This window comes from Flavobacterium sp. SH_e, from assembly GCF_025717045.1.
In the GTDB taxonomy this organism is placed as follows: Bacteria; Bacteroidota; Bacteroidia; order Flavobacteriales; family Flavobacteriaceae; genus Flavobacterium.
In genome coordinates this window covers 354,335-379,850 of record NZ_JAOVZN010000008.1, presented here as the reverse complement: position 1 = coordinate 379,850, position 25,516 = coordinate 354,335, and the positions used below count along the sequence as shown (strand labels likewise).

Annotated in this window: 17 protein-coding genes; 5 read left to right on the top strand and 12 right to left on the bottom strand. The window is 34.4% G+C overall.

Annotated features, from left to right (window positions below; all coding sequences use genetic code 11):
• Positions 1-94: 94 nt before the first annotated feature.
• The 4 genes from OD917_RS19715 to OD917_RS19700 all read right to left on the bottom strand — a co-directional run bounded on the left by OD917_RS19715 (position 95) and on the right by OD917_RS19700 (position 3,187).
• Positions 95-1,339, bottom strand: coding sequence for a voltage-gated chloride channel family protein (locus tag OD917_RS19715; protein ID WP_263525348.1), 1,245 nt, complete (start codon positions 1,337-1,339; stop codon positions 95-97).
• 92 nt (positions 1,340-1,431) lie between these two features.
• Positions 1,432-1,815 carry a RidA family protein gene (locus tag OD917_RS19710; protein WP_095929905.1) on the bottom strand — a complete coding sequence of 128 codons (384 nt, stop codon included), beginning with the start codon at positions 1,813-1,815 and terminating at the stop codon, positions 1,432-1,434.
• Positions 1,816-1,967: 152 nt separating this feature from the next.
• Entirely contained in the window at positions 1,968-2,273 is a 306-nt protein-coding gene (locus OD917_RS19705) for a chaperone modulator CbpM (RefSeq protein ID WP_263525124.1), read from the bottom strand.
• Positions 2,270-3,187 carry a J domain-containing protein gene (locus OD917_RS19700; protein WP_263525123.1) on the bottom strand — a complete coding sequence of 306 codons (918 nt, stop codon included), beginning with the start codon at positions 3,185-3,187 and terminating at the stop codon, positions 2,270-2,272. Before OD917_RS19700 ends, OD917_RS19705 begins: the two co-directional genes overlap by 4 nt.
• Before the next feature lie 334 nt (positions 3,188-3,521).
• Between OD917_RS19700 and OD917_RS19695 the strand changes: the two genes are divergently transcribed.
• A complete protein-coding gene (locus OD917_RS19695; protein ID WP_263525122.1) occupies positions 3,522-4,196 on the top strand; it encodes a hypothetical protein in 675 nt (224 codons plus the stop codon).
• Between the two features lie 142 nt (positions 4,197-4,338).
• Here the strand turns inward: OD917_RS19695 and OD917_RS19690 are convergent, their stop codons facing one another.
• On the bottom strand, positions 4,339-4,866 hold the full coding sequence (locus tag OD917_RS19690; RefSeq protein ID WP_263525121.1) for a hypothetical protein: 528 nt from the start codon (positions 4,864-4,866) through the stop codon (positions 4,339-4,341).
• 239 nt (positions 4,867-5,105) lie between these two features.
• On the opposite strand from OD917_RS19690, the gene guaA reads away from it, so the two are divergent.
• The 4 genes from guaA (at position 5,106) to OD917_RS19670 (ending at position 11,182) form a co-directional block, all read left to right on the top strand.
• Positions 5,106-6,635 (top strand): glutamine-hydrolyzing GMP synthase, encoded by a 1,530-nt coding sequence (guaA, locus tag OD917_RS19685; protein WP_111366907.1) that lies wholly within the window; start codon positions 5,106-5,108, stop codon positions 6,633-6,635.
• 63 nt (positions 6,636-6,698) lie between these two features.
• A complete protein-coding gene (locus tag OD917_RS19680; RefSeq protein WP_263525120.1) occupies positions 6,699-8,609 on the top strand; it encodes a LysM peptidoglycan-binding domain-containing protein in 1,911 nt (636 codons plus the stop codon).
• A 93-nt stretch (positions 8,610-8,702) separates the two neighbouring features.
• Positions 8,703-10,781, top strand: coding sequence for a LysM peptidoglycan-binding domain-containing protein (locus tag OD917_RS19675; RefSeq protein WP_263525119.1), 2,079 nt, complete (start codon positions 8,703-8,705; stop codon positions 10,779-10,781).
• Entirely contained in the window at positions 10,781-11,182 is a 402-nt protein-coding gene (locus OD917_RS19670) for an OsmC family protein (protein ID WP_263525118.1), read from the top strand. Before OD917_RS19675 ends, OD917_RS19670 begins: the two co-directional genes overlap by 1 nt.
• Before the next feature lie 136 nt (positions 11,183-11,318).
• Here OD917_RS19670 and OD917_RS19665 read toward each other — a convergent pair whose 3' ends face one another.
• The 7 genes from OD917_RS19665 to OD917_RS19635 form a co-directional block, all read right to left on the bottom strand.
• The gene (locus OD917_RS19665) at positions 11,319-12,656 is read right to left on the bottom strand and encodes a Gfo/Idh/MocA family protein (RefSeq protein WP_263525347.1); all 1,338 of its coding nucleotides are present in this window, start codon (positions 12,654-12,656) and stop codon (positions 11,319-11,321) included.
• Positions 12,657-12,800: 144 nt separating this feature from the next.
• A complete protein-coding gene (locus OD917_RS19660) occupies positions 12,801-14,984 on the bottom strand; it encodes a M1 family metallopeptidase (RefSeq protein ID WP_263525117.1) in 2,184 nt (727 codons plus the stop codon).
• A gap of 21 nt (positions 14,985-15,005) precedes the next feature.
• Positions 15,006-18,101, bottom strand: coding sequence for a DUF5107 domain-containing protein (locus OD917_RS19655; protein WP_263525116.1), 3,096 nt, complete (start codon positions 18,099-18,101; stop codon positions 15,006-15,008).
• Positions 18,102-18,356: 255 nt separating this feature from the next.
• Positions 18,357-21,356, bottom strand: a complete 3,000-nt coding sequence (locus OD917_RS19650) for a glycoside hydrolase domain-containing protein (protein WP_263525115.1) — start codon at positions 21,354-21,356, stop codon at positions 18,357-18,359.
• A gap of 35 nt (positions 21,357-21,391) precedes the next feature.
• On the bottom strand, positions 21,392-22,393 hold the full coding sequence (locus tag OD917_RS19645; protein ID WP_263525114.1) for a c-type cytochrome: 1,002 nt from the start codon (positions 22,391-22,393) through the stop codon (positions 21,392-21,394).
• Positions 22,394-22,467: 74 nt separating this feature from the next.
• Entirely contained in the window at positions 22,468-23,874 is a 1,407-nt protein-coding gene (locus OD917_RS19640; RefSeq protein WP_263525113.1) for an aryl-sulfate sulfotransferase, read from the bottom strand.
• A gap of 95 nt (positions 23,875-23,969) precedes the next feature.
• Positions 23,970-25,481, bottom strand: coding sequence for a RagB/SusD family nutrient uptake outer membrane protein (locus OD917_RS19635; RefSeq protein WP_263525112.1), 1,512 nt, complete (start codon positions 25,479-25,481; stop codon positions 23,970-23,972).
• Positions 25,482-25,516 lie beyond the last annotated feature (35 nt).

Sequence of the window (25,516 nt, the reverse complement as noted above, 5' to 3'; positions counted from 1 at the left end):
AAATAATTTTAGTATTCAGTCGCAGTAGGCAGTGGTCAGTTTTTAGTGTTCAGTCGCAATTCTCAGTTTTCAGTCTAGTTTGGAATTTGAGATTTTAAAAATTGGAATTTAATCTCTGGTACAATCTATATTTAGCTCCTTTTACAATCTGAGACTTGTAAATTCCGACAGAACCAGAAGAAAAATAAGCAATTGTGCAGGCGATTGCAATGAAGATTCCGGGAGCAATTCCGAATAATTCCATTCCCATGATCGAGCAGGCGATAGGAGTGTGGGTTGCACCTGAGAAAACAGCGACAAATCCGATTCCTGCTAAAAGAGCAATCGGCATTGGAATTACAGTCGATAAAGCACTTCCTAAAGTCGCGCCAACAAAAAATAATGGAGTTACTTCACCTCCTTTAAAACCAGCTCCTAAAGTAAATCCAGTAAACAATATTTTAAGCAAAAAATCGTACCATTGATTCGGATTTGAAAATGAATCGACAATAACAGGAACTCCCAAACCTGAGAATTTGGTAAATCCAAAACCAGCGATTGCAATCGCTAAAACAACTCCGCCAATTACTGGACGAAGCGGTGGATATTTAATGTTTTTTGAAAAAAGAGAACTCCAGAAATGAGTGCTTCTAGAAAATAGTAATGCAGCAAATCCAGATAAAATTCCAACAATTAGAGTAAAAATAATATTGTTTAAACTAAGTTCTGGAACAACAGGAATACTGTAATGTGTATGTTTGATTTTCCAAAATTCTACCGTAAAATAAGCTACGTAAGCAACTAAAAAGGAAAGTAAAATGCTTTTGAAATTAATTTTACTGAAATATAAAACTTCCAAAGCGAAAATTGCACCAGCCAAAGGAGTTCCAAACACAGAAGCAAAACCCGCGCTGATTCCTAGAATGATTAAAATCTTGCGTTCTGAATTATCAAGTTTGAATAATTTTGTGAACTGATCGGCAATTGCGCCTCCCATTTGCACCGCAGTTCCTTCTCGTCCTGCAGATCCTCCGAATAAATGTGTGATTAATGTACCTAAAAGTACTAAAGGAGCCATTTTAAACGGAATCACTTTTTTAGGATTTTCGTATTCTTCCAATAAAAGATTGTTTCCTTTTGTGACAGATTCTCCCCAATAATAATAACTTAGACCTACCAGAAATCCGCCGAAAGGCAAAAGCCATATAATCCAGTCGTGCTGAATTCTAAACTGCGTAACCCATTCTAAAGAAACTAAGAAAAATGCTGAGGCTGATCCTGAAAGTATACCTATTAAAACACAGATAAGAATCCATTTTGGAAGAGAAAGCAGGAATTGTTTTGGATTTGGAGTAGTCATTAAAAATGAAGTGACTTTTTTTGCCACGAATTCACAAATTTAAAAAATTACTATGGAATATAATAATTCGTGAATTCGTGGCTATAAATAAATTACTGAACAACAGCAGTAAATTCTATTTCAACCAAGTATTCTGGAGCAACCAGTTTACTGATTTCATAAAATCCTGTTGTTGGTTTTATATCTTTAAAAAAAGCAGAATGCGCTCTCGCTACTTCTTCGAAAGTAGAAACATTGGTGGTGAAAATTCTAGTTCTGATAACATCTTTCATGCCCACATTTAAATCTTCTAAAACCTTTTCAACTCGCTCTAAAATATTATAGGTTTGAGCATAAGCGTCATCAGCTTTTACTTTTTCGCCGTCAACAATGGCTACAGTTCCAGAAACTTCAACGATATTGCCAATTCTTACAGCGCGACAATATCCCATTTTGTCTTCCCACGGAGATCCAGTTAAGATGTTTTCTCTTTTCATTATTATATAATTTTTGCGAATTTGTTTGTACGGTTTTAAAAGCAAATTCAGGTTAATTAAGATGCCGCAATTTAAGAAGAATGCTTCTCGTTGACACTAAAAAAAGCTTGAAATCACTTCGAAAATCAAGCTTTTTTGTGATATTTAAATCGTTATTCGGTTTGTTTTTCTTCGTAAAGTCGAAGTTTATTATTTACCGTATTTAGATTCTGCTGTAGGGTTTCAATTTTATTTAGTAAATGCGCAATGGCATCAATTCCTTCCAAATTAATTTTAAGATCATAGTGCATTCGGATCATTTTTTCTATTGTTGGAAGTTGTTCTGGTTCTAGATATTCATCATTTTCTTCCGTAATAATACGAATGAGTCCGTAATTATTAAGTTCGGTTATAAAAGTATTTTCAATTTCGTGATAGATACAAAACTGTTTAATCTGGATTAAATTTTTGCTTTTCATGACTTTCTTAGTTTTGCTAATTCTTCAAATAATTCTTTTTCCTTATCCGAAAGTTTTGTTGGAATTTTGATAGTATAAGTAATGTATAAATCACCAAATTGATTCTCCTTTTTGTAAACAGGAAAACCTTTACCTTTCAGTTTTACCTTTGTTCCCGGTTGGGTTTCTGCTGGAACTTTAATTTTTACTTTTCCATCAAAAGTATTAATATGCGTTTCTCCACCCAAAATAGCGGTGTACAAATCAATTGGAGCATCAGCGTATAAATTATTTCCTTCGCGTTTAAAATCTGAATTATTAGAAATCATAAAGGTAATGTACAAATCTCCATTTGGTCCGCCATTTACTCCAGGCCCACCATGATTTGGAATTTTAATAATCTGTCCGTTTTCTACACCAGCAGGAATTGTAATTCGAATGTTTTTTCCATTTACTGACAAGTTTCTTTTATGTGTTGTATAAGCTTCCGCAAGATCTAATTCCAGCTCAGCATTAAAATCCTGACCTCTATATTTAGATTGCGATCTGCTTCTTCCTCCGCCATACATCGAATTGAAAAAATCGGAAAAATCACTTCCAGAAAAGTCCCCTCCAAAACCAGAAAAATCTCCACCAGAATATTGAGAACCGCTTTGTTGTCTGCTTTGCTGCTGATTCGGATCGTAGCCCGCTTTTTCAAATTCTTCAGCATGTTTCCAGTCTTTTCCGTACTTATCGTATTTTTTTCGGTTTTCTGGATTGCTTAAAACTTCATTTGCTTCATTTATTTCTTTAAACTTTTTTTCGGCTTCTTTATCATTCGGATTCAGATCGGGATGATATTTTCTTGCCAGTTTTCTATATGCTTTTTTGATATCTGCTTCAGTAGCAGATTTTGTAACATCTAATACTTTGTAGTAATCTATATAATCCATTTCTTTGAGTTTTATAAATGGTTAAATAAAGTCTTGAAGTTAAGAATAAGTTGTTAATAATCAAAATGATAAATGATTTTATGAAATGAGATTTTGGAGTTTGGAAATTTAAGAGTTGAAATTTATTTTTTATGAAATAAAAAATCTTGGCAGGTTTTTTGATTCCAAAAATTAGCTTAATTTAATGTTATAAAACTCCTAAAGTTGTAGAGGCTAACTAAATTATACTATTTTTGTGATGCTGGACTTTTGATTTATAATTAATTATAAAAGCCGATTCGATAATCCTTTTTCAATGAAGCACATTTTATTTTTCATATTATTTTTTACTGCATTGTCAGTATCAGCCCAAGCCGAATTTAATTCTAAATTCAAAGCTATTCCCGCACCAAAGTTTAGCGCAAAGCCAAAAAAGACTCCAATTCCTGAGGTTAAAGATCCACAGGCAGATAATCTGGATATTCCGAGTATTAAAACTCCGAATGTTTTTGAAAATACTACAATAACTCCAAAATCGAAGTTTCAGATTGGAGAAGAAAAAAGTAAATTTACCATGTCTACAGAAACTGATTTTGCTAATCCGGGCGACCGTTATGTGGCGAAAATGGAAAAAGATTTGGATAAAGCCTTAAAAGATGCTGGCTTAAGAGAAGGTCGCGGTGTATTAGTGAAGAAAAATATTTCGTTAGGAGATTTTAAAACGAAATCAGAATATTTTATAGTGAAGTTCCGAGATTTTGGGGCAATTGATGGAGATTTAGTAAAAGTATCTTGTAATGAAAGTGTAGTAAGAGAACGAATTCTATTGGATTCAAATTTCCAGCAGGTAAGAATTAATCTGAATGAAGGTTTTAATAAACTGGATTTTGAAGCTTTAAATATAGGTTCGCTAGGAGGAAATACCGCAGAAATACAAGTTTATGACGACAAAGGAAATATGGTCACAAGTGATTATTGGGACAACCTTGCCGCAGGATTCAAAGCGTCTATTGTTGTGACGAAAGAGTAGAGCGCTTTTACGCTAGGTTCAAAGCAACAAAGGTTCAAAGGGACAAAGTTTTTACGCTTCGCTTACCTTTGAACCTTTTTATTTTTTAGTGTAACGAAAGACTCTGAATCTTTGTTATTTTAAGTCTTTGGACCTCAAAAGATTAAAACGGATCCGCAGTAACTTTAAACTTCATGTCTGCTTTTACAGTTACATCTTTTGTTAAAGTTTCTTTTAAAGTTACTTGAGTTCTTATTTTGTAGCTATCTGCTTTAATATATTCATCTAGTTTTTTATCCGTACAAATTAAATCGACTGAATTGCTTGAGACATTAATATTGTCTGCATAAGCTAATTCAATTTCGTCAGAATTTGCTGTTGAGATATACAAATGAACCGATTTTAAAAATGTAAAAGTTTTATCAGACGGATCAGTAATTGATAATTTCAGCGATCTGATTTTAACATCTTTTACCAAACTTGCTTTAGTTTTATTGTTTTCAAATTCGGCAGAAGAATTGGTTGTAACCTCTGGCGTAATAATTTCTGATGTCAAGTTGATTGGCGAAGTGCTTTGAATTTTAATCGAAGTGTTATTCGAAATAGTAAAAGTCAATAAATCATCGACAGCATTACAAGAAGAAAAAAAGATTGACAGAAAAACCGTCAATGCAATAAGTTTTGATTTCATAGTTAATTTAAATGGTTTTTGTCTAAATACGAATTTTTGGATTGTTTGGATTTCTTTTTATAGGTTCAAAGATGCAAAGGTTCAAAGTAACAAAGCAAATAATCTTTTGAAATTTTTATAAACCTCTGAACCTTTGTAACTTTTAGCTTTTAAACCTAAAAATCGGAACGTTGAAAAAAAATATTTATTTTTTCAACGTTCCGATTTTTCAATTTCGAGAATAAAAAGTATTTTTGCGCATGCAACACAACGTACTTATTTTAGATTTCGGATCGCAATATACTCAGCTTATTGCGCGTAGAGTTCGCGAATTAAATATATTCTGCGAAATTTTTCCTTACAATCACATTCCAAGTGATTTATCAAGTTATAAAGCCGTAATTTTAGGAGGAAGCCCTTTCTCTGTTAGAGGAGAAGATGCACCACATCCTGATTTATCGCAAATTAGAGGTAAAATGCCTTTACTTGCCGTTTGTTACGGAGCACAATATTTAGCTCATTTCAGCGGTGGAGAAGTGGCAGCTTCAAATACAAGAGAATACGGAAGAGCTAACTTGTCTTATATTAAAGAAGGCGAAACTTTCTTTGAAGGAGTTTCAGAAAACAGCCAAGTTTGGATGAGCCATAGCGATAGTATCAAAGCGCTTCCAACAAACGCTGTAAAATTAGCAAGTACGCATGATGTAGAATATGCTGCTTACAAAATTGAAGGCGAAACTACTTATGCAATTCAATACCACCCGGAAGTTTACCATTCAACAGATGGAAAAAAGATGCTAGAAAACTTCTTAGTAAAAATTGCAGAAGTTCCTCAAAACTTTACTCCAAATGCTTTCGTTGACGAAATGGTAGCAGAATTGAAGGAAAAACTAGGTGATGATAAAGTTGTTCTTGGTTTATCTGGTGGAGTAGATTCTACTGTAGCGGCAGTTTTATTAAACAAAGCAATCGGGCAAAATTTATATTGCATCTTCGTTAACAACGGACTTTTACGTAAAAACGAATTCCAAAATGTATTAGATCAATACAAAGGAATGGGATTAAACGTAAAAGGTGTAGATGCAGGAGATCGTTTCCTTGGTGAATTGGCTGGAATCAGCGATCCTGAAACAAAACGTAAAACAATCGGTCGTGTATTTATCGAAGTTTTTGATGATGAATCACACTTATTAGAAGACGTAAAATGGTTGGCACAAGGAACAATTTATCCTGACGTTATCGAATCTGTTTCGGTAAAAGGACCATCTGCAACTATTAAATCACACCACAACGTTGGTGGATTGCCAGATTACATGAAATTAAAAATTGTAGAACCGCTTAGAATGCTTTTCAAAGACGAAGTGAGAAGAGTAGGAGCTACATTAGGAATAGATCCTGAATTATTGGGAAGACATCCTTTCCCAGGACCAGGATTATCAATTAGAATTTTAGGAGATATTACTCCGGAGAAAGTTAGAATTTTACAAGATGTAGATTCTGTGTTTATCGAAGGATTAAAATCTTGGGGATTATACGATAAAGTTTGGCAGGCTGGAGCAATTTTGCTTCCTGTGAACAGTGTTGGTGTTATGGGTGATGAGCGTACTTACGAAAAAGTAGTAGCGCTTAGAGCAGTAGAATCAACAGATGGTATGACTGCCGACTGGGTTCACTTACCTTACGATTTCTTAATGAAAGTTTCTAATGATATTATCAATAAGGTAAAAGGCGTGAATCGTGTTGTTTACGATATTAGTTCAAAACCACCTGCAACAATTGAGTGGGAATAGTAGCATAATTTAAAATTAAGGTCTTACATTTGTAAGGCCTTAATTTTTTATAACCTACTATTTATGAGAGAACTTTTAACAATTTCTCTTGTGTTTATTTTGTCTTTTAACAGAATAATTGCGCAAGATTCAATTATTGAACACAAAATTCAAAAAGGAGAAACTGCTTATTTTATAGCACAAAAGTATAAGGTTTCTGTAGAAGAGATTTACAAACTCAACCCCGAATCTCAAAATGGAATCAAGGATAATCAGATTTTAAAGATTCCAGTTCATCACTTAGAAAATTCAAATTCAAAGCAACAGACTCATATTGTTGCTCCTAAAGAAACACTGTTTGGTTTGTCTAAACAATATCACGTTTCGGTAGAAGCGATTCAGGATGCTAATCAAGAAATTCTGGCTAACGGACTTCAAATTGGTCAAGAATTAATAATTCCTCAAAATTCAGATATATCTAAATCAGAAGCTTCTGTTTCTTTAAAAACGACACATCAGGTTGTGGCTAAAGAATCTTTATTCAGTATCGCGAGACAATACAATGTTTCGGTTCAAGATTTAGAAAACTTAAACAAAGAAATTTTGATTAACGGTCTGCAAATTGGTCAAACGATTTCAATTCCGAACAAAAGAAAAACTTTGGATGGAAGAGTTCGTGTAATTAATCAGGAAACTGTTTTTCATGTTGTACAACCCAAAGAAACTAAATTTTCAATTGCTAAGAAATACGGAATTTCAATAGACCAATTAGAGTCTCAAAATCCTGAAATTGTAAACGGATTAATTGTTGGAAACAAATTGGCTATTAATACCAAAGGAATTCAACCAGCAAACGAAAGTGAAGAATTAATGTTGGCTTTGGCCGAAAAACAAGTTGTTGTTGAGAAAACAAAAGCCAAAACAGTTGAAATTGAAGATTTGAAAGATCGCTTGGTAGTTCAGAAAGAAATGAATCAGAAAATCATAAAGATTAATGATCTGAAAGTAAATCTTAACGACATGAATGGTTCTAAAGAAAACTCGGTCGAAAAACTCCGATTGGTTTTAGAAGCCAATAAAAATGTTCAGGATATTTTAATGGCAAAATTAGATTCGCTTGTTAATTCGATGAATGATGATTTGAAAGAACTGAAGCGAATGGATATTTTAAATGTTGAAGAATCTAAAAGATTGGAAAAACAATCTTCTGAAGGAATTAATAAAACCAATGAATTATCGTCTCAACTGAAAAAAGAACTGGCAGAAAACAGAAAAGCTTATGCTGGTTTGATGAATAAAGTGGAAAAAATTGCAGTTGAGGAAAATCAGGAGTATAAGAGGAAAATCCGCGAAAGCGAAAAAAATACCAACACAGCTTCTTTGCAGCAACGTTTGTCTTTAGAAGAAATAAAAAAATATAAAGCAGAGCAGGAGTTGGGAGATAAACAGAATCAGCTGTTGATTGCGAAAATTGATTCTTTGGATACTCAGAAAAAAATTGAAGTAAAAAGACACATCAGCAAAGCTTCTTTTTATAGTATGGAAGCTAGAAAATTTGATGATAAATTGGCTTTAGTTAAACTGAAAAAGTATCAGGATGAAGCGGTTAAAAAGCAGAAAAAAAATGGTGCTGACGAAAATTCAAAAACAATTTCGCTAGAGGAAATGAAACAGGAATTGAAAGACAATCCGTTACGTACTGATAAAACGGTAAAAGTAGAAGTTTATGATAATCTTAGAGAAGTTTCAAACGGGTATTACTTAGTTTTAGGTATATTTACAGACGCAGTTGACCGAGATAAGCTTATTATGAAACTCATTGATTCTGGGGCGTTTAATGCCAGCTTCTTTTTCAATATTAACAGTCTTTCGTACTATGTATATAGTGATAAATACGAAAACATGGAAGAAGTGCTTTACGAATGCAAGAAAAAGGAAGAAGATGTGTTATATAAAGAAATCATTATTGCTAAAGTAGAAATCGATTTAAGGTAATTTTACAGCAATAAAACAAACGGCGCGAATTTTGCTTTTGGTAAAATTGTAACTTATTTTAGAATTAGAAATTAAATTGTTTTAAGCCTTATTATGAAATATTATTTAACAGTATTGTCTCTTGTTTTTTTTATTACTTCAAGCGCATTTTCGCAAGAAAAAGTGGTGAAGTATAAAGTGTCAAGCGGTGAGACAATTAATCAGATTGCACAGAAATTTAAGGTAACGCCTTTTGATATTTATCAGCTCAATCCAGATGCAAGAACAGGATTAGTGCCAAACTCTGTATTGTTAATTCCAACAAAAACAGGAGAAGCAAAAAAAGAAGTTGCAGAAACTAAAACTGCAGTAGCTTCAGGAAAAGAAATTATTCATGAAGTACAGCCAAAAGAAACATTTTGGAGTATTGAGCATAAGTACGGAATTACAGATGAAGCATTAAAAGCTGCAAATCCGGTTTTAGAAAAAGATGGCGTTCAAATTGGACAAAAATTGGTTATTCCAGCAAAAGGATCGACGCCAAAAGCAGCTGCAAAACCTGCTAAAGAAAAAGGTCCTGAAAAATATGTTTTTCATGATGTTCAGCCGAAAGAAACAAAATTTGGCATTGCAAAACAGTACAATATGACTGTTGACGAATTGGAAAAACGTAATCCCGATATTGTTAATAGCTTGCCAGTTGGTTACAGATTGACAATAAAAGGAACAGCTCCAAAAACAGAATCTGCGCCAGTAGAAACTGCTAAAGCTATAGAAAGTAAAAAACCTGTTGAAACTTCTAAAAAAGCTGTTTCTTACATGGATTATCAGGTAAAACCAAAAGAAACTTTATATAGTTTAGGGAGAGTTTTTCATCTATCACAAGATGAATTAGTTGCTTTAAATCCTTCACTTTCTGAAGGTTTGAAAGAGGGAATGATTTTGAAAGTTCCTGCAGGATATGTAGCTCCAGCTCCAATTGTTGCAGCACAAGTACCAGCTGAAAAACCAATTGAATCTACATGGAACAAACCAGTTGAAAACACTGGCGGTGGTGGAATTAAGATTATTGATAAAGTAAAATCGACAGAAAATGAAAATGTAGAAATTGTCGAATTAAGCAAGAAAAAAGGAGCTAACGAACGTAAAAAAGTAGTTTTATTGCTTCCTTTTAATATGGCGAAAGTACAAAGTGATACTTCTGGAACGGCAAACAGAATTAAAAATGATAAGTTCTTAAACATGACTTTAGATTTTTATTCTGGAGCTATGATGGCGATTGATTCGGCGAGAACATTGAAATTGCCAATTGATGTGGCAATTTATGATTCGCAGGAAACAAAAACGACTTCGAATGTTTCTAGTTTAAGTTCGAAACTTCAAGATGCAGATGCTGTAATTGGGCCATTTTATCAAAGTAATGCGGAGGCAGCAGCGAATACACTTCGTATGTATAATGTTCCTGTTATCTCACCTTTATCAAAAGATAGTGCAAATCCGATTGAGAATTTATACCAAACAATACCTTCAAATGATGTAATCAGAAATTCAATGTTTGATTATATGCGTTCTAAAAACGGAAATATTATTGCGGTAGTTGATAAGAAAAAAGAATCGGTTATCAACTACATCAAACAAAACCAAAAAGGAGTTGCATTTGCTACTTTGACTGAAACTGGAGGTTTGGATGCAGCGAATTTAAAAAGTTTATTATTGCCAAATCGAATGAACTATGTTGTTATGGAAACGGGGAATACAGCAATGGTGAAAACGACGATTAAAGCGTTACTTGATTCTCAAAAAAGTTGTCAAGTTCAATTGGTAATTTTAGAGCCAAATAGTACATTAGATACAGATGAAATCAGTTTTGATAATTTGGTAAAGTTGAAATTAATGTATCCTTCTGTAACACGTGAAAGTGACGAACAATCAGTTTTAATTTATGAAAAACAATACCGTTTGAAAAACAAAGCAAATCCGACGACTTATGCAACAAGAGGATTTGACGTAACGTTTGATACGATGATGCGTTTGGTACAGGGAAAAACATTCCAAGAAACAGCTGATTTGATGACGACTCAGCAAGTAGATAATAAATTTCAATATTATAGAAAAGAAGATGGCGGACACGCTAATAAAGGTGTTTACATCTTATATTATGATAGTGACTTAACTTTAAAAGTAGCAAATTAATGACATCAAAAGTAACCTATTTAGGAGATTTAAGAACAAGTTCAATTCATGTGCAATCAGGAAGCGAAATCATTTCTGACGCACCATTAGATAATAACGGAAAAGGCGAGGCATTTTCTCCAACAGATACAGTTGCAAATGCTTTAGCAAGCTGCATGATGACCATTATGGGAATTAAAGCTCGTGATTTAGAAGTTGATTTTGTTGGATCTACAGCAGAAGTAACTAAGATTATGAATGCAGAGCCAAGAAGAATTGGAGCAATCGAAATTGTATTTCAAATGAAAAGCAACGCTGACGAAAAAAGCAAAACTATTCTAGAGCGTGCTGCAATGACTTGCCCAGTATTTCTAAGTTTAAGCAGTGAAATCGAAAAAAGAATTACTTTCAACTGGAATTAATTTTTTATAAAAATAAGAAAAGCCATCTGAGAAAATCGGATGGCTTTTCTTATTTTATGAACAGTCTAAAATAGACAAGAGAGCAACATCTACTTCGCCCTCTTGTCCCTTTTTAACTAACCAATATATTTATTAATTACTCTGAAAATTCTAATTTTTTCAATTTATTCCAGCCTCCACGTGTGAAATCTGGAATTTCAACCGGAGCAGAATTATGGTCTAATGAAATTTCTGTTAATGGACCTAAACAAGACCATTCGGCTAAATCATAAACGTCCATATCTAACGGAAGACCTTTTTGCAAGCAGTGAATTAAACGATAATCCATAATAAAATCCATTCCGCCGTGACCGCCTACTTTTTTGGCTTGTTCTTCAATTCCTTTGGCAATCGGATGTTTGTATTTTTCCATCAACGCTTTTTTAACTTCTTCAGGAACAAAAGAGTGTGCGCTTAATTTTTCGTGATTTGGTTTTACATCATCACTTAATTCTTTTCCATCCAAAGCATAACCTTCAAGCGGATATTTGTTAGCAAAACCTTTTGTACCGCTCAATTGATACATTCTGCTATACGGACGAGGAGAAGTCACATCGTGCTGAATATGAATTGTTTTTCCATTTTCCGTACGAATCATAGTCATAGTATGATCACCATTTCTAAAATTTTTAATTTCTTGTCCTGATTTTTCTTTAATGTAAGCAGGATTTCCAACAGCTTTTGTATCCATAGAAACCAAGAAATTCATTTTGTCACCACGGTGAATATTTAGTGCCTGACACGCAGGTCCCATTCCGTGTGTCGCGTAAATATCGCCGCGGTGTTTAATGTTATAATCCATTCTCCAGTTGTTCCAGTATTCTCCCCAAAAAGGCTGTAAACCGTGAATGTAAGAGCCTTCAGCATGAAGAATTTCTCCAAAAACGCCTTGCTGTGCCATGTTTAATGTTGTTAATTCAAAGAAATCATAAACGCAGTTTTCCAATTGCATACAGTGTTTTCTGGTTTTTTCAGAAGTATCAATAAGTTCCCAGATTTCTTTCATAGTTAAAGCTCCTGGAACTTCTATAGCAACGTGTTTTCCATCTTTCATGGCCTGAACTCCAATTACAGCATGATGTTTCCAATCTGTGGCAACATATACTAAATCTACGTTTGGCAAGGCTGTTACTTTTCTCCAAGCATTTTCGTCACCGTAGAATTCTTGTGCTTTTGGAAAACCAGCTTTCGTTAAAATCTCATTTGATTTTGCAGTATTTTCTTGAGTCATGTCGCACAACGCTACAATTTCTACACCCGGAATATGTGTCATACGTTCTACCGCGCCAGGTCCACGCATTCCAAGTCCGATGAAAGCAACACGAACCGTCGGAATAGGATCTGCTGCCATTCTCAATACGTCTTGCTGTCCTTTTGGGCGTGAAGGTGTTTTGGTCTTAATCATTTGAGCCGATGCAAATGTTCCCCACAACATAATGCATGCGGCTAAAATGAATTTTAAATTACTAGTTTTCATAATTGAGATTATATTAATACTATTTATTCTAAAAGCAACCTCTCTAATGAACCAAATTAGAGAGGTCTTCAAAAACAAAACAGATTCTAAGGATTCCAATAATTATTTTTGACTACTAAATCTTTTCACTAATGGCGTTACATGTTTTTGGGTATCGTCATCTAATGAGGCCAATGCTTTATCAGCTTCGGCTGGTGCATATTTTGTTAATCCTGCTAATCCTGCAGCGATTACGTTGTATGATTGTTCTTTAATGCTTTCTTCCATTAAACTTTTATAAGAAGCATCGCCTGTAGAAGCCAGTTTTACAATAGCATTTGCTCTGGCGATTGTCTTTTTATCATTTTTAGCAATATCAAGAAGCGTTTTTAAAACCTGATCTTTGGTTTGTTTTTCATTTAAATCAATTGCTTTGATGCTCAATACTCTTAAATCTTCTTGTGGATCTTTTAAGCCTTCCAGTAAAATAAGTTGCGATTCCTGACTTCTGTCTTTCGAAGCAAATTTTATGGCTTCAATTCGGTTGTAATATGATGGCGCATTTTTATATTGAAAAAGATAATCAGCAGCTGTTTTTTTATCTACATTAACTTCGCCAACTAAGATTTTATCTGGATCTAAATCTATAAATTCAGGTTTTGAAGGAAGATCAAAAATGAATGTTTGTTGTTTTTTATTAATTAAAATATCCTTTCGGATTTTAGTTCCGTTTACGTAAAAATCAACTTTTAAAGGAAGTGTAAAGGTTTGAACGGCACTATCCTGAGATTGATTTATGGTAATAATAATTTTTCCGTTAGCATATTTGTAAGCCACATCCAGAATCGGACTTCCAGCATTATAATACCATTGATCGAAATAAGGTAGCCAGTCTTTTCCAGTCACTTCTTCCACTGATAAACGCAGTTGATGCGGTTCACCAGATTTATAAGCATTTGTTGTTAAATAATGATTTAAACCTTTAAAAAAGGCTTCGTCGCCCATTTGATTTTTCATTGCATACAAAATGATAGAACCTTTAGAATAGCTGATATTATCAAACATATCGTCTGCATTTTTGTAATGAAAACGTGCTAAAATTGGACTATCACCATTTTTTTGAGAGCGTAAATAATTCTGCAATTTTTCATAACGAGATCTGTCTTCTGCATCTTGTCCAGCATCATGACCATGCCATAAAACTTCTCCAAAAGTGGCAAACGACTCGTTCATAGTTAAGTTTGACCAAGACTCAGCCGTTACGTAATCTCCAAACCATTGATGAAAAAGTTCGTGAGCAATGGTACTTTCTTGATTGTCATCTAATAATTCGCGCTCTGTTTTTTGAACATATTCTCCATGAACAGTCGCCGAAGTATTTTCCATCGCACCTCCAAAATAGTCTTTTACCACAATTTGCGAATATTTTGCCCAAGGATATTCTACCCCAAGCATTTTGCCGTAAAAGTTCATCATATCTGGCGTTTTATAGAAAATCTGTTTGGCATAAGGCGCATATTTTGGCTCCAGATAATAGCTGACTTCTTTTCCGTTGTATGAATCTTTATAGATTTTAAAATCACCAACGGCCATCATAAACAAATAAGGCGCATTTGGTTGTTCCATCTTCCATGTATCTGTTCTTGTTCCGTCTTTGTTTACTTTTTGCGAAACTAATTTACCGTTTGAAAGTGTAGTATATTTAGCCTCAACAGTCATAGCAAGTTCAGAAGTTGTTTTCTGATTTGGTTTGTCGATTGTTGGAAACCAGCAAGAAGAAGCTTCCGTTTCACCTTGCGTCCATATTTGTGTTGGTTTGTCTCCCTTTCCATCAGGATTAATAAAATACAATCCGTTTGAGTTGGTAATCGATTCTCCAGCTTTGCTTTTCAGTTCTGTTGGTTTTGCGATGTAATTAATGAAAATCGTGTACTTTTCAGTTCTTTTGTATTTTCTGTTTAAAGCAATCGAAAGCTCTTCGTTATCGTATTTGTATTGTAAGGGGATACTTTTTTTACCGTCAACAATGGAAATTTCTTTAAAATCCATTCCTTTTGCATCCAGCTTAAGCGAATCGGTTTCGTAAAAATGCGGTTTTAAAGTAATCCATTCTTTTCCGTACAAATAACGTTTTCCGTAATCGAAAGAAACTTCCAATTTGGTATGAATTAAATCGTGTGTTTTTAAAGGAGTAGCACGGTAAATGGATAATTCATCAACCTTTTCTGCTTTGTTTTGTGCTTCAATTTTTGGACTCATCAAAACGACAAGACCCAAAAATGTATATTTTAAAAAATGGTTTTTCATTTTATTGTTTTTGAAAGTTCTTTACAATTTTTCGATAATTCTGACTTCGCCGTCTTTTTCATCTTCACTCAAAATATTCGATGTTTTTTTAGTGTAAGACAATAAAGTCCATTGCACTATTTTATTTGTCGGATACAAATTTGCCTGAGTTTTAATCCATTTTTCAGCCTCTTGAGCAGAAGAAGTTTTTTCGATAGCCCAAGCCGAAACAAGGTTATTTGCCGGAAGGAAGTTCATAACCGTATTATCCACTACAGGATGGAAAGCGACGATTTTATCTAAAGATTTAGAAGCCATTTCTTTATTTCCAAGGCTGTTATAACATTGATAATCTAACCAGTTTTCTAATCTTTCATCGATATTTTCGTCATACGGTTTTCCAACGCCTAAATTCTCTGGAAACAGTTTGGCATCGGCAATAAATTGTAGTGCTTTTTTATAATTTTTGCTCTTCATTTCAGCCAAAGCCTGCATCAATTTCGCTTCGTGATATAGTTGCCTTCCTGCTGTTGCGCCTTCAAACGGAAGAATCTGCAATTTGGTTAAGAACGAATCAGCTTCACGGTATTTTTTATTTAGCAATAAAGTTTTAGCGTAAAGCATTCCAATCAAATAATTGTCTTGATGTTTTTTATAGAAAGATTCAGCTGTTGTAAGCGCTTTATCAAATTGTTTTTGAGCGATGTAATGTTCTGCCAGCATTTTATGGTATCTCCAACCTTGCGGATCCAATTTTATGGCTTGCTGAAGGCTTGCCAATACTAGTGAAGCATCGTCTTTAAACAAGGATGCTTTAGCTCCATAAAATGCAGGATCATTTGGTTTTGTTCCGCATTGAGAAAACAATTCTTTTGCTTCTGAAATACTGTTACGATTCCATTCAATTAAGCCTAAATGATATTTTAATTGGTATTGATCGTTTGTTTTAATTAATGATTTCAAAATTTCTGCGGTTTCATTTCTGAAAGGAAAACTAGTTCCAGGTTTGATTTTGCTTACATCAACTGGCTTATTTTCTAAGAAAGCTTTCCAATAGATAATTTCAGCGCTTGGTTCTGCGATAGAAAAGACTTTCAGAGCTTCTTCTTTTCGGCTTAAATTATTGTAGTAAATTCCTAATTCAAGAAAAGTCTGTTCTGGCATTTCGTTTTGAATAACAGAAGTAAAAGCATTTTTTGAATCGTTTGAATTGTTCCAAAGGTATTTTTCAAAATCAGCAAAATGATTCAGCGGATCCAATTTTGTAATGGTTTTTAAAACCGAATTTGCTTTATCTGAATTATTTTGAAGACGATATAAAACCGCTAAAACCTGTAAACCTTCGATATTATATTGATTATAGATTAAGCTTTTCTCGGCATATTCGACCGCTTTTGGCAAATCATTTTCTAATAAGTAAATTTTGCTTAAAGCGGTATAAGCAGGACTTCTAAATTCAACGCTTGCAGCAGCAATATCAAAACCGTCTTTTGCATCGATAGTATTTCCTAAATGAAAATTCGCTAAAGCATAAAAATAATTCGCCGAAGCATCGTAAGTATCTATTGATAAAGCTTTACTTGCCGTATTTACAGCTGCATTGAAATCTAATTTTCTAATTTGTAAAGAAGCCAATGCAGAAAGGGCAGGAGCATAGTTTGGATCTAATTTTAAACAGGCATTTAATTTTTCTTCGGCAAGTACATAATCTTTAAAACTAATGTAATTTTTCCCCTGCTGATACAATCCGTAAATCGAATTATGATCGAAATCCTTCGGAATTTCGACAGGGCGATTGATATTTCCATCTTCTGGAGCAGAATTCCAAACCAGTTTATTTTCGCCCAAAACAAATTTCAATTTATTAGAATCAACTTTTATCTGAATAGAGTCTTTAAAAGTTTGCATCGTATTTAAAGCAATATCTTTAGAATACACTTTTTTGTCGTTTTCAAAAACTTCAATTTTTTCATTTAGTTTTTGAAGCGGAGAAAAATAGATTTTCAGCCAGCCGTTTTCGTTTTTAATATTAACAGAACCATAATTATTGGCTTTCACAAAACCTTTTGTGTGTTTTACAGGAAACCAATATTCGGTCCAAGTGTCCGTTTGATACGGCGCGAATGAGCGCTGTTTGAAAGGCGTAAGATTACTGCCTTCGCTAGCTTGATTAAACAATCTTCCGCTTTGAACTTCTACATATTGTCCGTCAGTATCGGTCAATAATTTTTCCCAAATCATTCCTTGCTGAGACAATCCCCAAATCCAGATTTTTTTGCCCGGTTTATCATCGTGATTGCCGTATCTTCCCATTCCGAAATCTTCATCGTGATAATATCCGCCAAAGAAATCATCATATTTCCCGAATACGTGATACGATTTATAACCGCCAAAATTGTTGTTTTTGTAGAATGATAAATCTTTGCCGTTTTCTTTGTCAATTGGCCACGAATTGTATTCTCCGTTATGGCCAATGTAAGTTTGTCCCGGATAAATAAATTGCAGATTTTCAGCTGCTTTTATTCCCGTATTCATCCAAGTATAATAAGGCTGTTCAAATTCGGTTGTGTTTGACCAAAAGGAATTTGTAGTAAAATAAGCCTTGTCTTTTGGCAGATTGATGTCTAATTTCCAAGAAGTTCTTGTCAATAAATCTAAAACTCCAATCACGCAGCTGATGCTTCCGTCTTCTCGATTTATGATTTTATAATCAACGGGAGTGGCGCAGTTTGGCGTGTGGCCGATAATTCCGTAATTACCTTCAACACCGCCGCTTGTCCATGGTCCGCGCATGGCAATGTCTCTAAATTTTACCACATGATTATTGTAAACAATGTCTTTTCCTGTAGATTTTTCTATAGCCGACCAAACTTTTCCGCCAATTTCTGGCAGGATCATCAGTTTGATATAATCGTTTTCAATTTCGATTACTTTCCATTCTTTCTGAATCGGTTTATCAGTAAATCCGTCAAAACGGAAATATGGATAAAACTTGGTATCAGGCTTCGGAATCGGATCTGGATCTGAGAACGGATATGTGGTAAATACTTTTTTGTATTCTTTTACGGTTGGTTTGTTTTGTGCGGTGACAAAGAGGCTTCCAAGGAGTAGAATTGATAATAATGGTCTAAATTTCATGATGGAGAGCTTGGTTATTTGTGGTTGTTTTTTTGCCACAGATTGCACAGATTAAAATGATTTTTTTATCTGTTGAAAAATTAATCCGTGTTAATCTGTGAAATCTGTGGCATTATTTTTTTAAGCTTTTTTGTCATTTCGACGAAGGAGAAATCTTCGTGAGAAACTCCGCAAAGTATATCGTCAATCTTTGTCGAGCTACTTGTGGAGATTTCTCCTTCGTCGAAATGACAAACAGTACGAGGCAATTGTTGATTACTTCACAATCAACAACCAGCCTTTTCCTTTAGAAACGGGTATTTCGTCTTTTGCTGTGAACGTTTTTGCTGATTGGAAATTGGTCACTTCAGGAGCTGTAATCGTAGCTTTTGCAGGATTGATTCCTAGTTTTTTCCAGTCGATATTTAGTTTCACATTTACATCAGCATCTGCCCAGCTTGCGATTGAAATTAAAGCTGTTCCGTTCTTTTTGTAAACAGTTGCCAAAACTTTGTCATTGTTTGTTTTTACAGGACAGTTTTCGCTCCAATATCCAATCATTTCAGAACCTTTAATTCCGAAAGAATCCCAAAGTTTCCAGATGTTTCTTGGGTCAGCACCGTCGCTCCAAGGTAATCTGTTTGTCATTCCGTAAACCATTCCTCTCCACGGATTTCCACCATCTTGAAGCATTTCGCCCATTAAACCAAACGGAATTCCGCTTACTTCGGTCAAGAAAAAGTCAGGCTGATTTTTTTGATAATCAAAATATTCTCCAAACCATAATTTATTGATGTACGGAAAGTGCTCCATGTATAAATTGGCACTATTGTTAAATCCGTCGCTTTTGTTGTATTGATTTGCACTGTGTAAATCGATAATTCCAGGATGTCCGTCTTTCGTTAAAACTCTTTTGATACGTTTCATCGTGATTCTGTCAAAAGCAACGTCGTCAAGATAAATTCCATCAATACCAACATTTTGAGTCAGCCAATTCATTCCTTCCACATAATAATTATGCCAACGGTTCATACCGCTGTTTACGATTGCAGCATCTTTAATTTCAGGAACAAACCAAGCTGCGATATAATCGTCTCCAACATGTTCTTGCAACCAAGAGAATCCGCCTCCTTTTCCTGGAGAATAAATTTCGTGACCTAAACTTCTTAAAGCGAAAGTCTCATAAGCTTTGTTTGAAACCTCTCTAACTGTATTGTAGATTTTTACTTTTAATCCTTTTTCGTGCGCTTCATCGATATACGTTTTCATCTTTTTAAATTCGATAAAAGGATAATTGATATACGGATTGATTGCATTTGCATGATGAATATTGATTACCGTTGCACCAGTTTTTGCGATTGAATCGATCGGACTGTATTTGTGGTAAAACTTAGTATCCCATTGAAAATCGGTATTGATTGTATGGAATGGTGTAATTAACAAGTTGAAGTTATAGTATAAAACATCTCCCTTTTTCATTGTTCTAGCGCCGCTATACGCATTTACTACAACCGATTTTTGATTTGGCGTAATGGTAATTCCTCCTTTATTTTCGTTACCCCAAGAAGTTGGCAACAATAAAGGTTTTTGTAAATAGAAATTTGTGTTTAACGGACGGCTATATTTTTCATCTCTCAAAGAAAACTGCAATCCAGAGTTTACAGCACCAATCCACGCACCGTCTTGATTTTTATGAGCAACGTCCCATTTCCAATCGAAAGTTGCAGGACGATCTCCACCTTTTTGACCCAATCCCATCATGTATTTTGCAGAAGTTGGTTGCATTGGCATTTGGAAATTAATGTCATTGAAAGAAACATCTTCAAGAGCTGTAACTTTAACCGTATAATGTACAAAACCATCAAATTCGACAGAAGCATTCACATCCATTTGAACCGATTTTGTAGTCGAAGTACTTTCCCAAGAAACCGTTCCAGCTTCTTTTTTAGTGAATTTTACACCGCTATTTTTCCATTGCACTTCTTTTCCAGAAGCATCAACAAAATGAAAATCAATTGGCGAACTTAAAATATCATTTGCTTTGGTTGTTACAGAAGTCATTTCTGGAGTGAAATAAGTTTGAATCTGAGCTGGAAATCCGTTTGGAGCCAAAGTCAATTTTCTTCCTAATAAAGAAATTTCTGTATCTTTTACAACAAGTGGAGTATAAGGAGCAATAACCGTATTTTCCTGAGCTAATGTAGAATTCAACCATTTTAAACGCGTCATTTTTTCTGGACTGTCAATGCCTCCGTTTTTAGTCGCTTCATTGCTTACTGTAATTTGAAGTTCGATTTCTTTTGATTTTCCATCAGCGGAAACAGTCGCTTTTCCTTTGTAAATTCCCGCGGCTGCAGTTTGAGGAACGTCAATTCCGCACCACATTGCTTGAATTTTTCCTTTTGAAACCGAAACGGTATTGGTGAAAGGAGAACCGTCATATCTTGTTCCGTCTGTATTGATACAGTTTATATCTTTCGCATCAATTGAACCAGTTGGACCAACTAAATTTGTGAAAGTAACTTTTACATTCTTTAAATCTTCAAGTGCATAAACTCCCAATTGAAAAGCTAAATATTCACCTTTCATTGCCGTATCAGAAAAACTGTTTTGAATACCTTTCTGAATCCATCTTTGTGGCAAATCTGATTTTAATTTGATTGAATGTTCTCTGTCTTCTGGGAAAACTAAGAAAGAATTTCCGCTGTTTTTTGCAACAAGAGCTGAAGTTTCAGAAGCCGTTGCAATCACTTCCATCGGATAGAAACTATTGAAAGCATTTACACTCTGAATTTCGGTAACCGAACAATTGTCTTTTAAATTGGTTTTTATTTTAGAAACCCATTTTGCATCGGCTTTGTCTTCAGGTTTCTGATAAATTCCTTTTGGGTAATTTGCTGTTCCTTCATCAACATAAGGCATATAATAAACGTAGTATGTTCCTTTGCCAGAAATTGGTTCAAAGAAAATAGTTCCATTTTCTCTATTGATATTTTCGGTTTTTATGTTCTGAATTTCTTTTCCAGACGCATCTTGTACGATAATTTTTTTAAGTTCTGGATTTGTGTCTCTTCTTCGCCATTCAATAGTCGTTTTAGCAATATTTCCTATACCAGAAAAGGCAATTACAGCACGGTGATTTCCTAATTGATTCGGATTCCAACTGTCGTTTCCGTCTGAATATTTTATTTGTGCAGTTAGAGGAATGCTGATCGTGACCAAACACATTATCAGTATTCTGTTTAAAAGCTTTGTGTTGTTGAGGTTTAGTTTCATTGTATTATAATCAGGTTAAATAGTATATTTTGAATTTAGTAAACGGCTTTCCATCCTTGTTTTTTCCAATAAGCAATAATCGGTTTGTAAGGCCCGTATTTGTGCTGTTCTTCAGTAAAATTATCCTGAAATGGGCTGTGAGAATAATCAATTGGTTTGCCCATTTTATTTGGATAATCAAGCGTTTTTGGATTTGGTCTTTTATGTTGTGAATCATCGTTTACAAATGCTGCAATGTCAAGCGCTTCTTTATCTGTTAAATAAGGTTTTCCGAGTGTTACTTTATCATAAGGCATATTGCTTTTTAGCCATTGTGCCTGCTTGATCACGCGGTGCATGCTTGAACCAGGCTGATAACCATATTCGCCCCAAAGTGGAGGATAAGTATATCCCGATTTGTCTGCATTGTAAACTCCTTCGCCATTGTTTCCGTGGCATCTTGCACAGTTTTCTGCAAATAATACTTTTCCTCTTTCTGGACTTGCGGCAACGTCTGGAAACTCGATTTCTAGATTTTTTGCTCCTTTAAAATTACCATCTTTTGGTACAAATTTGCTAATCCATTTGAAATAAGATAAAAATGCGACCATTTCTTTGCTGTCCAACGGAAGCGGTTTTCCAGAATGCGGGCGCATAATGCAGTTATTAACTCTTTCTGCCAGTGTAAGCACTTTGTTTTCGCGCCCGCGATATTGTGGATAATTATCATGAGAAGACATTAAATTGAATGCATGCGGTTTTGTTCCTGCATCTTGATGACAGTTCGTGCAATTCATTTTATTTCCTAAATATTTTCCATTTTTCCCATTCGGGCCAATATAGTAGGCCGTTTTCATCATTAATTCTCTTCCGTAACGAACCGATTCTCCAAATTGATCGTCTGGAATTTCCGAAGTATCAATAGTAATATAACCTTCTTCATCTTCTTTTTCTTCAATCGCTGTTGAAACTAAAGTTTGAGAATTTGATTTGGTGCAAGAATTGAAAACAACAATTGGCATTGCTGAAAAAAGTCCGATAAGAATTATTTTTTTCATGATTAGAATTTTTATCCTAACAGGTTTTTAAAACCTGTTAGGTATTATTTTGAGTTTTTATGCTTTCAACTTTTCTAATTTAGAAGAAAAGGTTTTAGTTTTTCTTCAGGAATAAAGATTGTTCTGTATGGTGGAATTTCAGATTCTAAAGCCCATAAAAGCACCCCTTTTTTATTCGTTAAAACCGTAATATGTCTTTTTGAACAACAGACTAAAATGGCATCTTTATCAATCATATAAGCACTTCCCATTCTGTCGTTGTAAATTTCTTTTGGCAATTTTATATGAAAATCCAGTTTTACTGAATTTGATTTTTCATCAACTTTTAGAGCAAAAACGGAAGATTGTTTTATATCGACACCATTGTCAAAAAACAGTAAACTTCCTTCTTGATCGATATGTGCTGCGTGCGCCTGAGAGAAATTACTTTCTGGCGTCATTTTCATGTTTCCGCCTTTTCCTAATTTCCACATCACTTTTCCAGTTTTTGCATTTACTTTCCAAATCTGACCATTGTTGTAGAAAGAGATTAGAAAGTTTCCGTCTGTATCATAATTCAAACTGTTGGCGTGTGTCCAATCTTTTTTGTTTTTCAGTAAATCTTTGTCTTTTAAAGGATCTAAGTCGTCGAAAACACTCCATTTCCAAAGCTGTTTTCCTTTTTTATCTAAAATCAGAATTCCGTCTCCGTTGATTGTATCTTGTTTTTTTCCTCCAATAGAAGTCAAATCCATTATTTTTTGATCGACAGTTATAGTAACAATTTCGTTTGCCGATTTTTTAATAATTTCATGATGAATAACTTGTTTTAAATCGCCTTGCCCTTTTTTAATATGTATTAAAGTATCGCCTTGAAGATTGATTTCTAAAATCTCGCTTCCGTAACTTGTCGGTTCGTCATTTGTACCTAAAATAGAAAGAATGGTTTGTTCTTTTGTGAAATGAGGAACTTTAAAACCAGTTCCTTCAAGCGTATGATACCATCTTAAATTTCCTTTGTAATCAACAATATAAGCCGTTCCTGGAGTTTCTCTTTTCGCTAAAAGCATAAAACCTTTTTTAAAGTTTTGCGGAAGTAATTCAGGTTTTGGGCAATTGGCTTTGAATTGTTTTTGAAGCCATTCTGGAAGTTTTCTTGATTTAAACGTATAAATTTTACTTGGCTTTTTTTCGCCGTCCTGAACTGTAAACAATTGATAGCTATAACTGGTTTCTGGTGTAATATTGCAAAGTACCAAAGAATGTTTTTGTCCAGATTTTGAAATAGGAGTTGTGATTTTACTATTCTTTCCTTTTTTGTCTGACCAATATTCTGCGTATACCTGAGTCTGGTCATTCGTAGTAACATCGATTTGAATTTTCAATTCGTTGTTGCCATGAATTCCAATATTGATATTTGAGATACCTTGATTTTTAGAACAGCTTGCCATTGCTAGCAGGACTAAAATAAAACTTCCTTTTTGTATTAATTTTTTAATCATTTCAAAAGCTTCTTTTGTGAAACAGAAAGTACCTTATTCGTATTAAAAATCAAGAATAGACAGACATTTAACTGTCTATTCTTGATTTTGGATTTTTATTGTCTATCGGCGTTACTCAATTTCGGATTAAGGTTAACCTGACTCTGCGGATAAGTATAATATTTGTTTTGTGGCATTTTCACTAAAGCGGCTTCACCAACTCTAAGATGATATGCATTTACTAAAACATCATATTTGTTCATTCTAATCAAATCTTGACGACGTTTTCCTTCGTAGAAAAATTCCCAGCCTCTTTCCTGTAAAATGGCATCTCTCAAAGTTTCTTGAGTCTGACCTGCCAAAACCAATAATTTTGCATGAGATCTCGCTTTTACTCTGTTGATAAGATCGATAGCCTCACTTGTTGGACCGCTAATTTCGTTTAATGCTTCAGCTCTGCTCAACAATACATCTGCATAACGAAGAATGTTTACACTGTGACCATCATAATAAGTTGTTGTCTCGTCATCAGCGTATTTTTTAGTAGAAACGTCTGGCATATAAAATTCTCCTTCTGGCGGTTCAGCTCCTAATGATGGTGCTTGTTTGTGAAGTAAACCATCTGTTCCCATAAATTCTGGGAAGAAACATTGTTTTCTCTCATCTTCATCTCCAAAAGTATTGTAGAAATCCCAGTTTACAGTATAGTACTGCCATCTGTTTTGTACAACTGGATGATCGATTGGTCCAAAATGATTTAGTAACTCAGTTCCATTTGTGTTAGCATCACTTAACGAAGAAAAAATATTTTCGCTGCACCATTTGTTACTTTCTTTAAACAAACCTAAATAAGAAGGGTAAAGGCTGTATTGGTTTAAATCCATTACTTGTTTTGTCAAAGTCACTACTTTTTGCCAATCGTGGCTTCTCATATAAAGTTTTGCTAGTAAAGTAAGAGCTGCACCTTTTGTTGCACGGCCTACATCGTTTGTACCATAAATTTCGTTGTTTTCATAATTAACCGGCAATACATCAGCAGCTTCAGTCAATTCTTTGATAATGAAAGCGTCGATTTCTTCAACAGAAGATGGCGGAGTCTGATCTAAATATCCTGGATTTCCTAAGTTCGCTTCGGTAATTAAAATAACAGGTCCCCAAGAATCGGTCAAATCCATATAAGCAGAACATCTTAAGAATTTAGCTTCAGCAATAAATTGTGCTTTTTCTGCAGCTGTAATTCCGCCCATTGGTGTTATGTTGAAAATTGCATTGTTTGCATTTGCGATCAATTTATACATTGCGTTCCAGTCTTCGGCAAGCAATCCATTTGTAGAACTCCAAGTTCCTAAAGATAATTGTCCTGGATCTCCTCCGTATTGACAATGTCCTAAATCGGTAGCAATATCTGTCAGAGCAAAGTGTCTTGTAGCCCAATACGAAAAGTTATCGCCTACAGATGGTCCTTTTAGCCTACCATAAATAGAATTTATGGACGCAATAGCATCTGACTTTGTTTGATACCCATTGGTATTAGTCAAACTGCTATATACCGTAGGATCAAGATCTTGGTTACACGAAAACTGTGTCCCAGCGGTAAGTAAAAGTAATAAGATTGTATATTTTTTCATTTTACTAAATTTAATGTTACTAAAAAGCATTTTAG

Coding starts and splice junctions, on each gene's coding strand:
- OD917_RS19715 (WP_263525348.1), bottom strand. CDS start 1,339: ATGACTACTCCAAATCCAAAACAATTCCTGCTTTCTCTTCCAAAATGG.
- OD917_RS19710 (WP_095929905.1), bottom strand. CDS start 1,815: ATGAAAAGAGAAAACATCTTAACTGGATCTCCGTGGGAAGACAAAATG.
- OD917_RS19705 (WP_263525124.1), bottom strand. CDS start 2,273: ATGAAAAGCAAAAATTTAATCCAGATTAAACAGTTTTGTATCTATCAC.
- OD917_RS19700 (WP_263525123.1), bottom strand. CDS start 3,187: ATGGATTATATAGATTACTACAAAGTATTAGATGTTACAAAATCTGCT.
- OD917_RS19690 (WP_263525121.1), bottom strand. CDS start 4,866: ATGAAATCAAAACTTATTGCATTGACGGTTTTTCTGTCAATCTTTTTT.
- guaA (WP_111366907.1), top strand. CDS start 5,106: ATGCAACACAACGTACTTATTTTAGATTTCGGATCGCAATATACTCAG.
- OD917_RS19680 (WP_263525120.1), top strand. CDS start 6,699: ATGAGAGAACTTTTAACAATTTCTCTTGTGTTTATTTTGTCTTTTAAC.
- OD917_RS19675 (WP_263525119.1), top strand. CDS start 8,703: ATGAAATATTATTTAACAGTATTGTCTCTTGTTTTTTTTATTACTTCA.
- OD917_RS19670 (WP_263525118.1), top strand. CDS start 10,781: ATGACATCAAAAGTAACCTATTTAGGAGATTTAAGAACAAGTTCAATT.
- OD917_RS19665 (WP_263525347.1), bottom strand. CDS start 12,656: ATGTTGTGGGGAACATTTGCATCGGCTCAAATGATTAAGACCAAAACA.
- OD917_RS19660 (WP_263525117.1), bottom strand. CDS start 14,984: ATGAAAAACCATTTTTTAAAATATACATTTTTGGGTCTTGTCGTTTTG.
- OD917_RS19655 (WP_263525116.1), bottom strand. CDS start 18,101: ATGAAATTTAGACCATTATTATCAATTCTACTCCTTGGAAGCCTCTTT.
- OD917_RS19650 (WP_263525115.1), bottom strand. CDS start 21,356: ATGAAACTAAACCTCAACAACACAAAGCTTTTAAACAGAATACTGATA.
- OD917_RS19645 (WP_263525114.1), bottom strand. CDS start 22,393: ATGAAAAAAATAATTCTTATCGGACTTTTTTCAGCAATGCCAATTGTT.
- OD917_RS19640 (WP_263525113.1), bottom strand. CDS start 23,874: ATGATTAAAAAATTAATACAAAAAGGAAGTTTTATTTTAGTCCTGCTA.
- OD917_RS19635 (WP_263525112.1), bottom strand. CDS start 25,481: ATGAAAAAATATACAATCTTATTACTTTTACTTACCGCTGGGACACAG.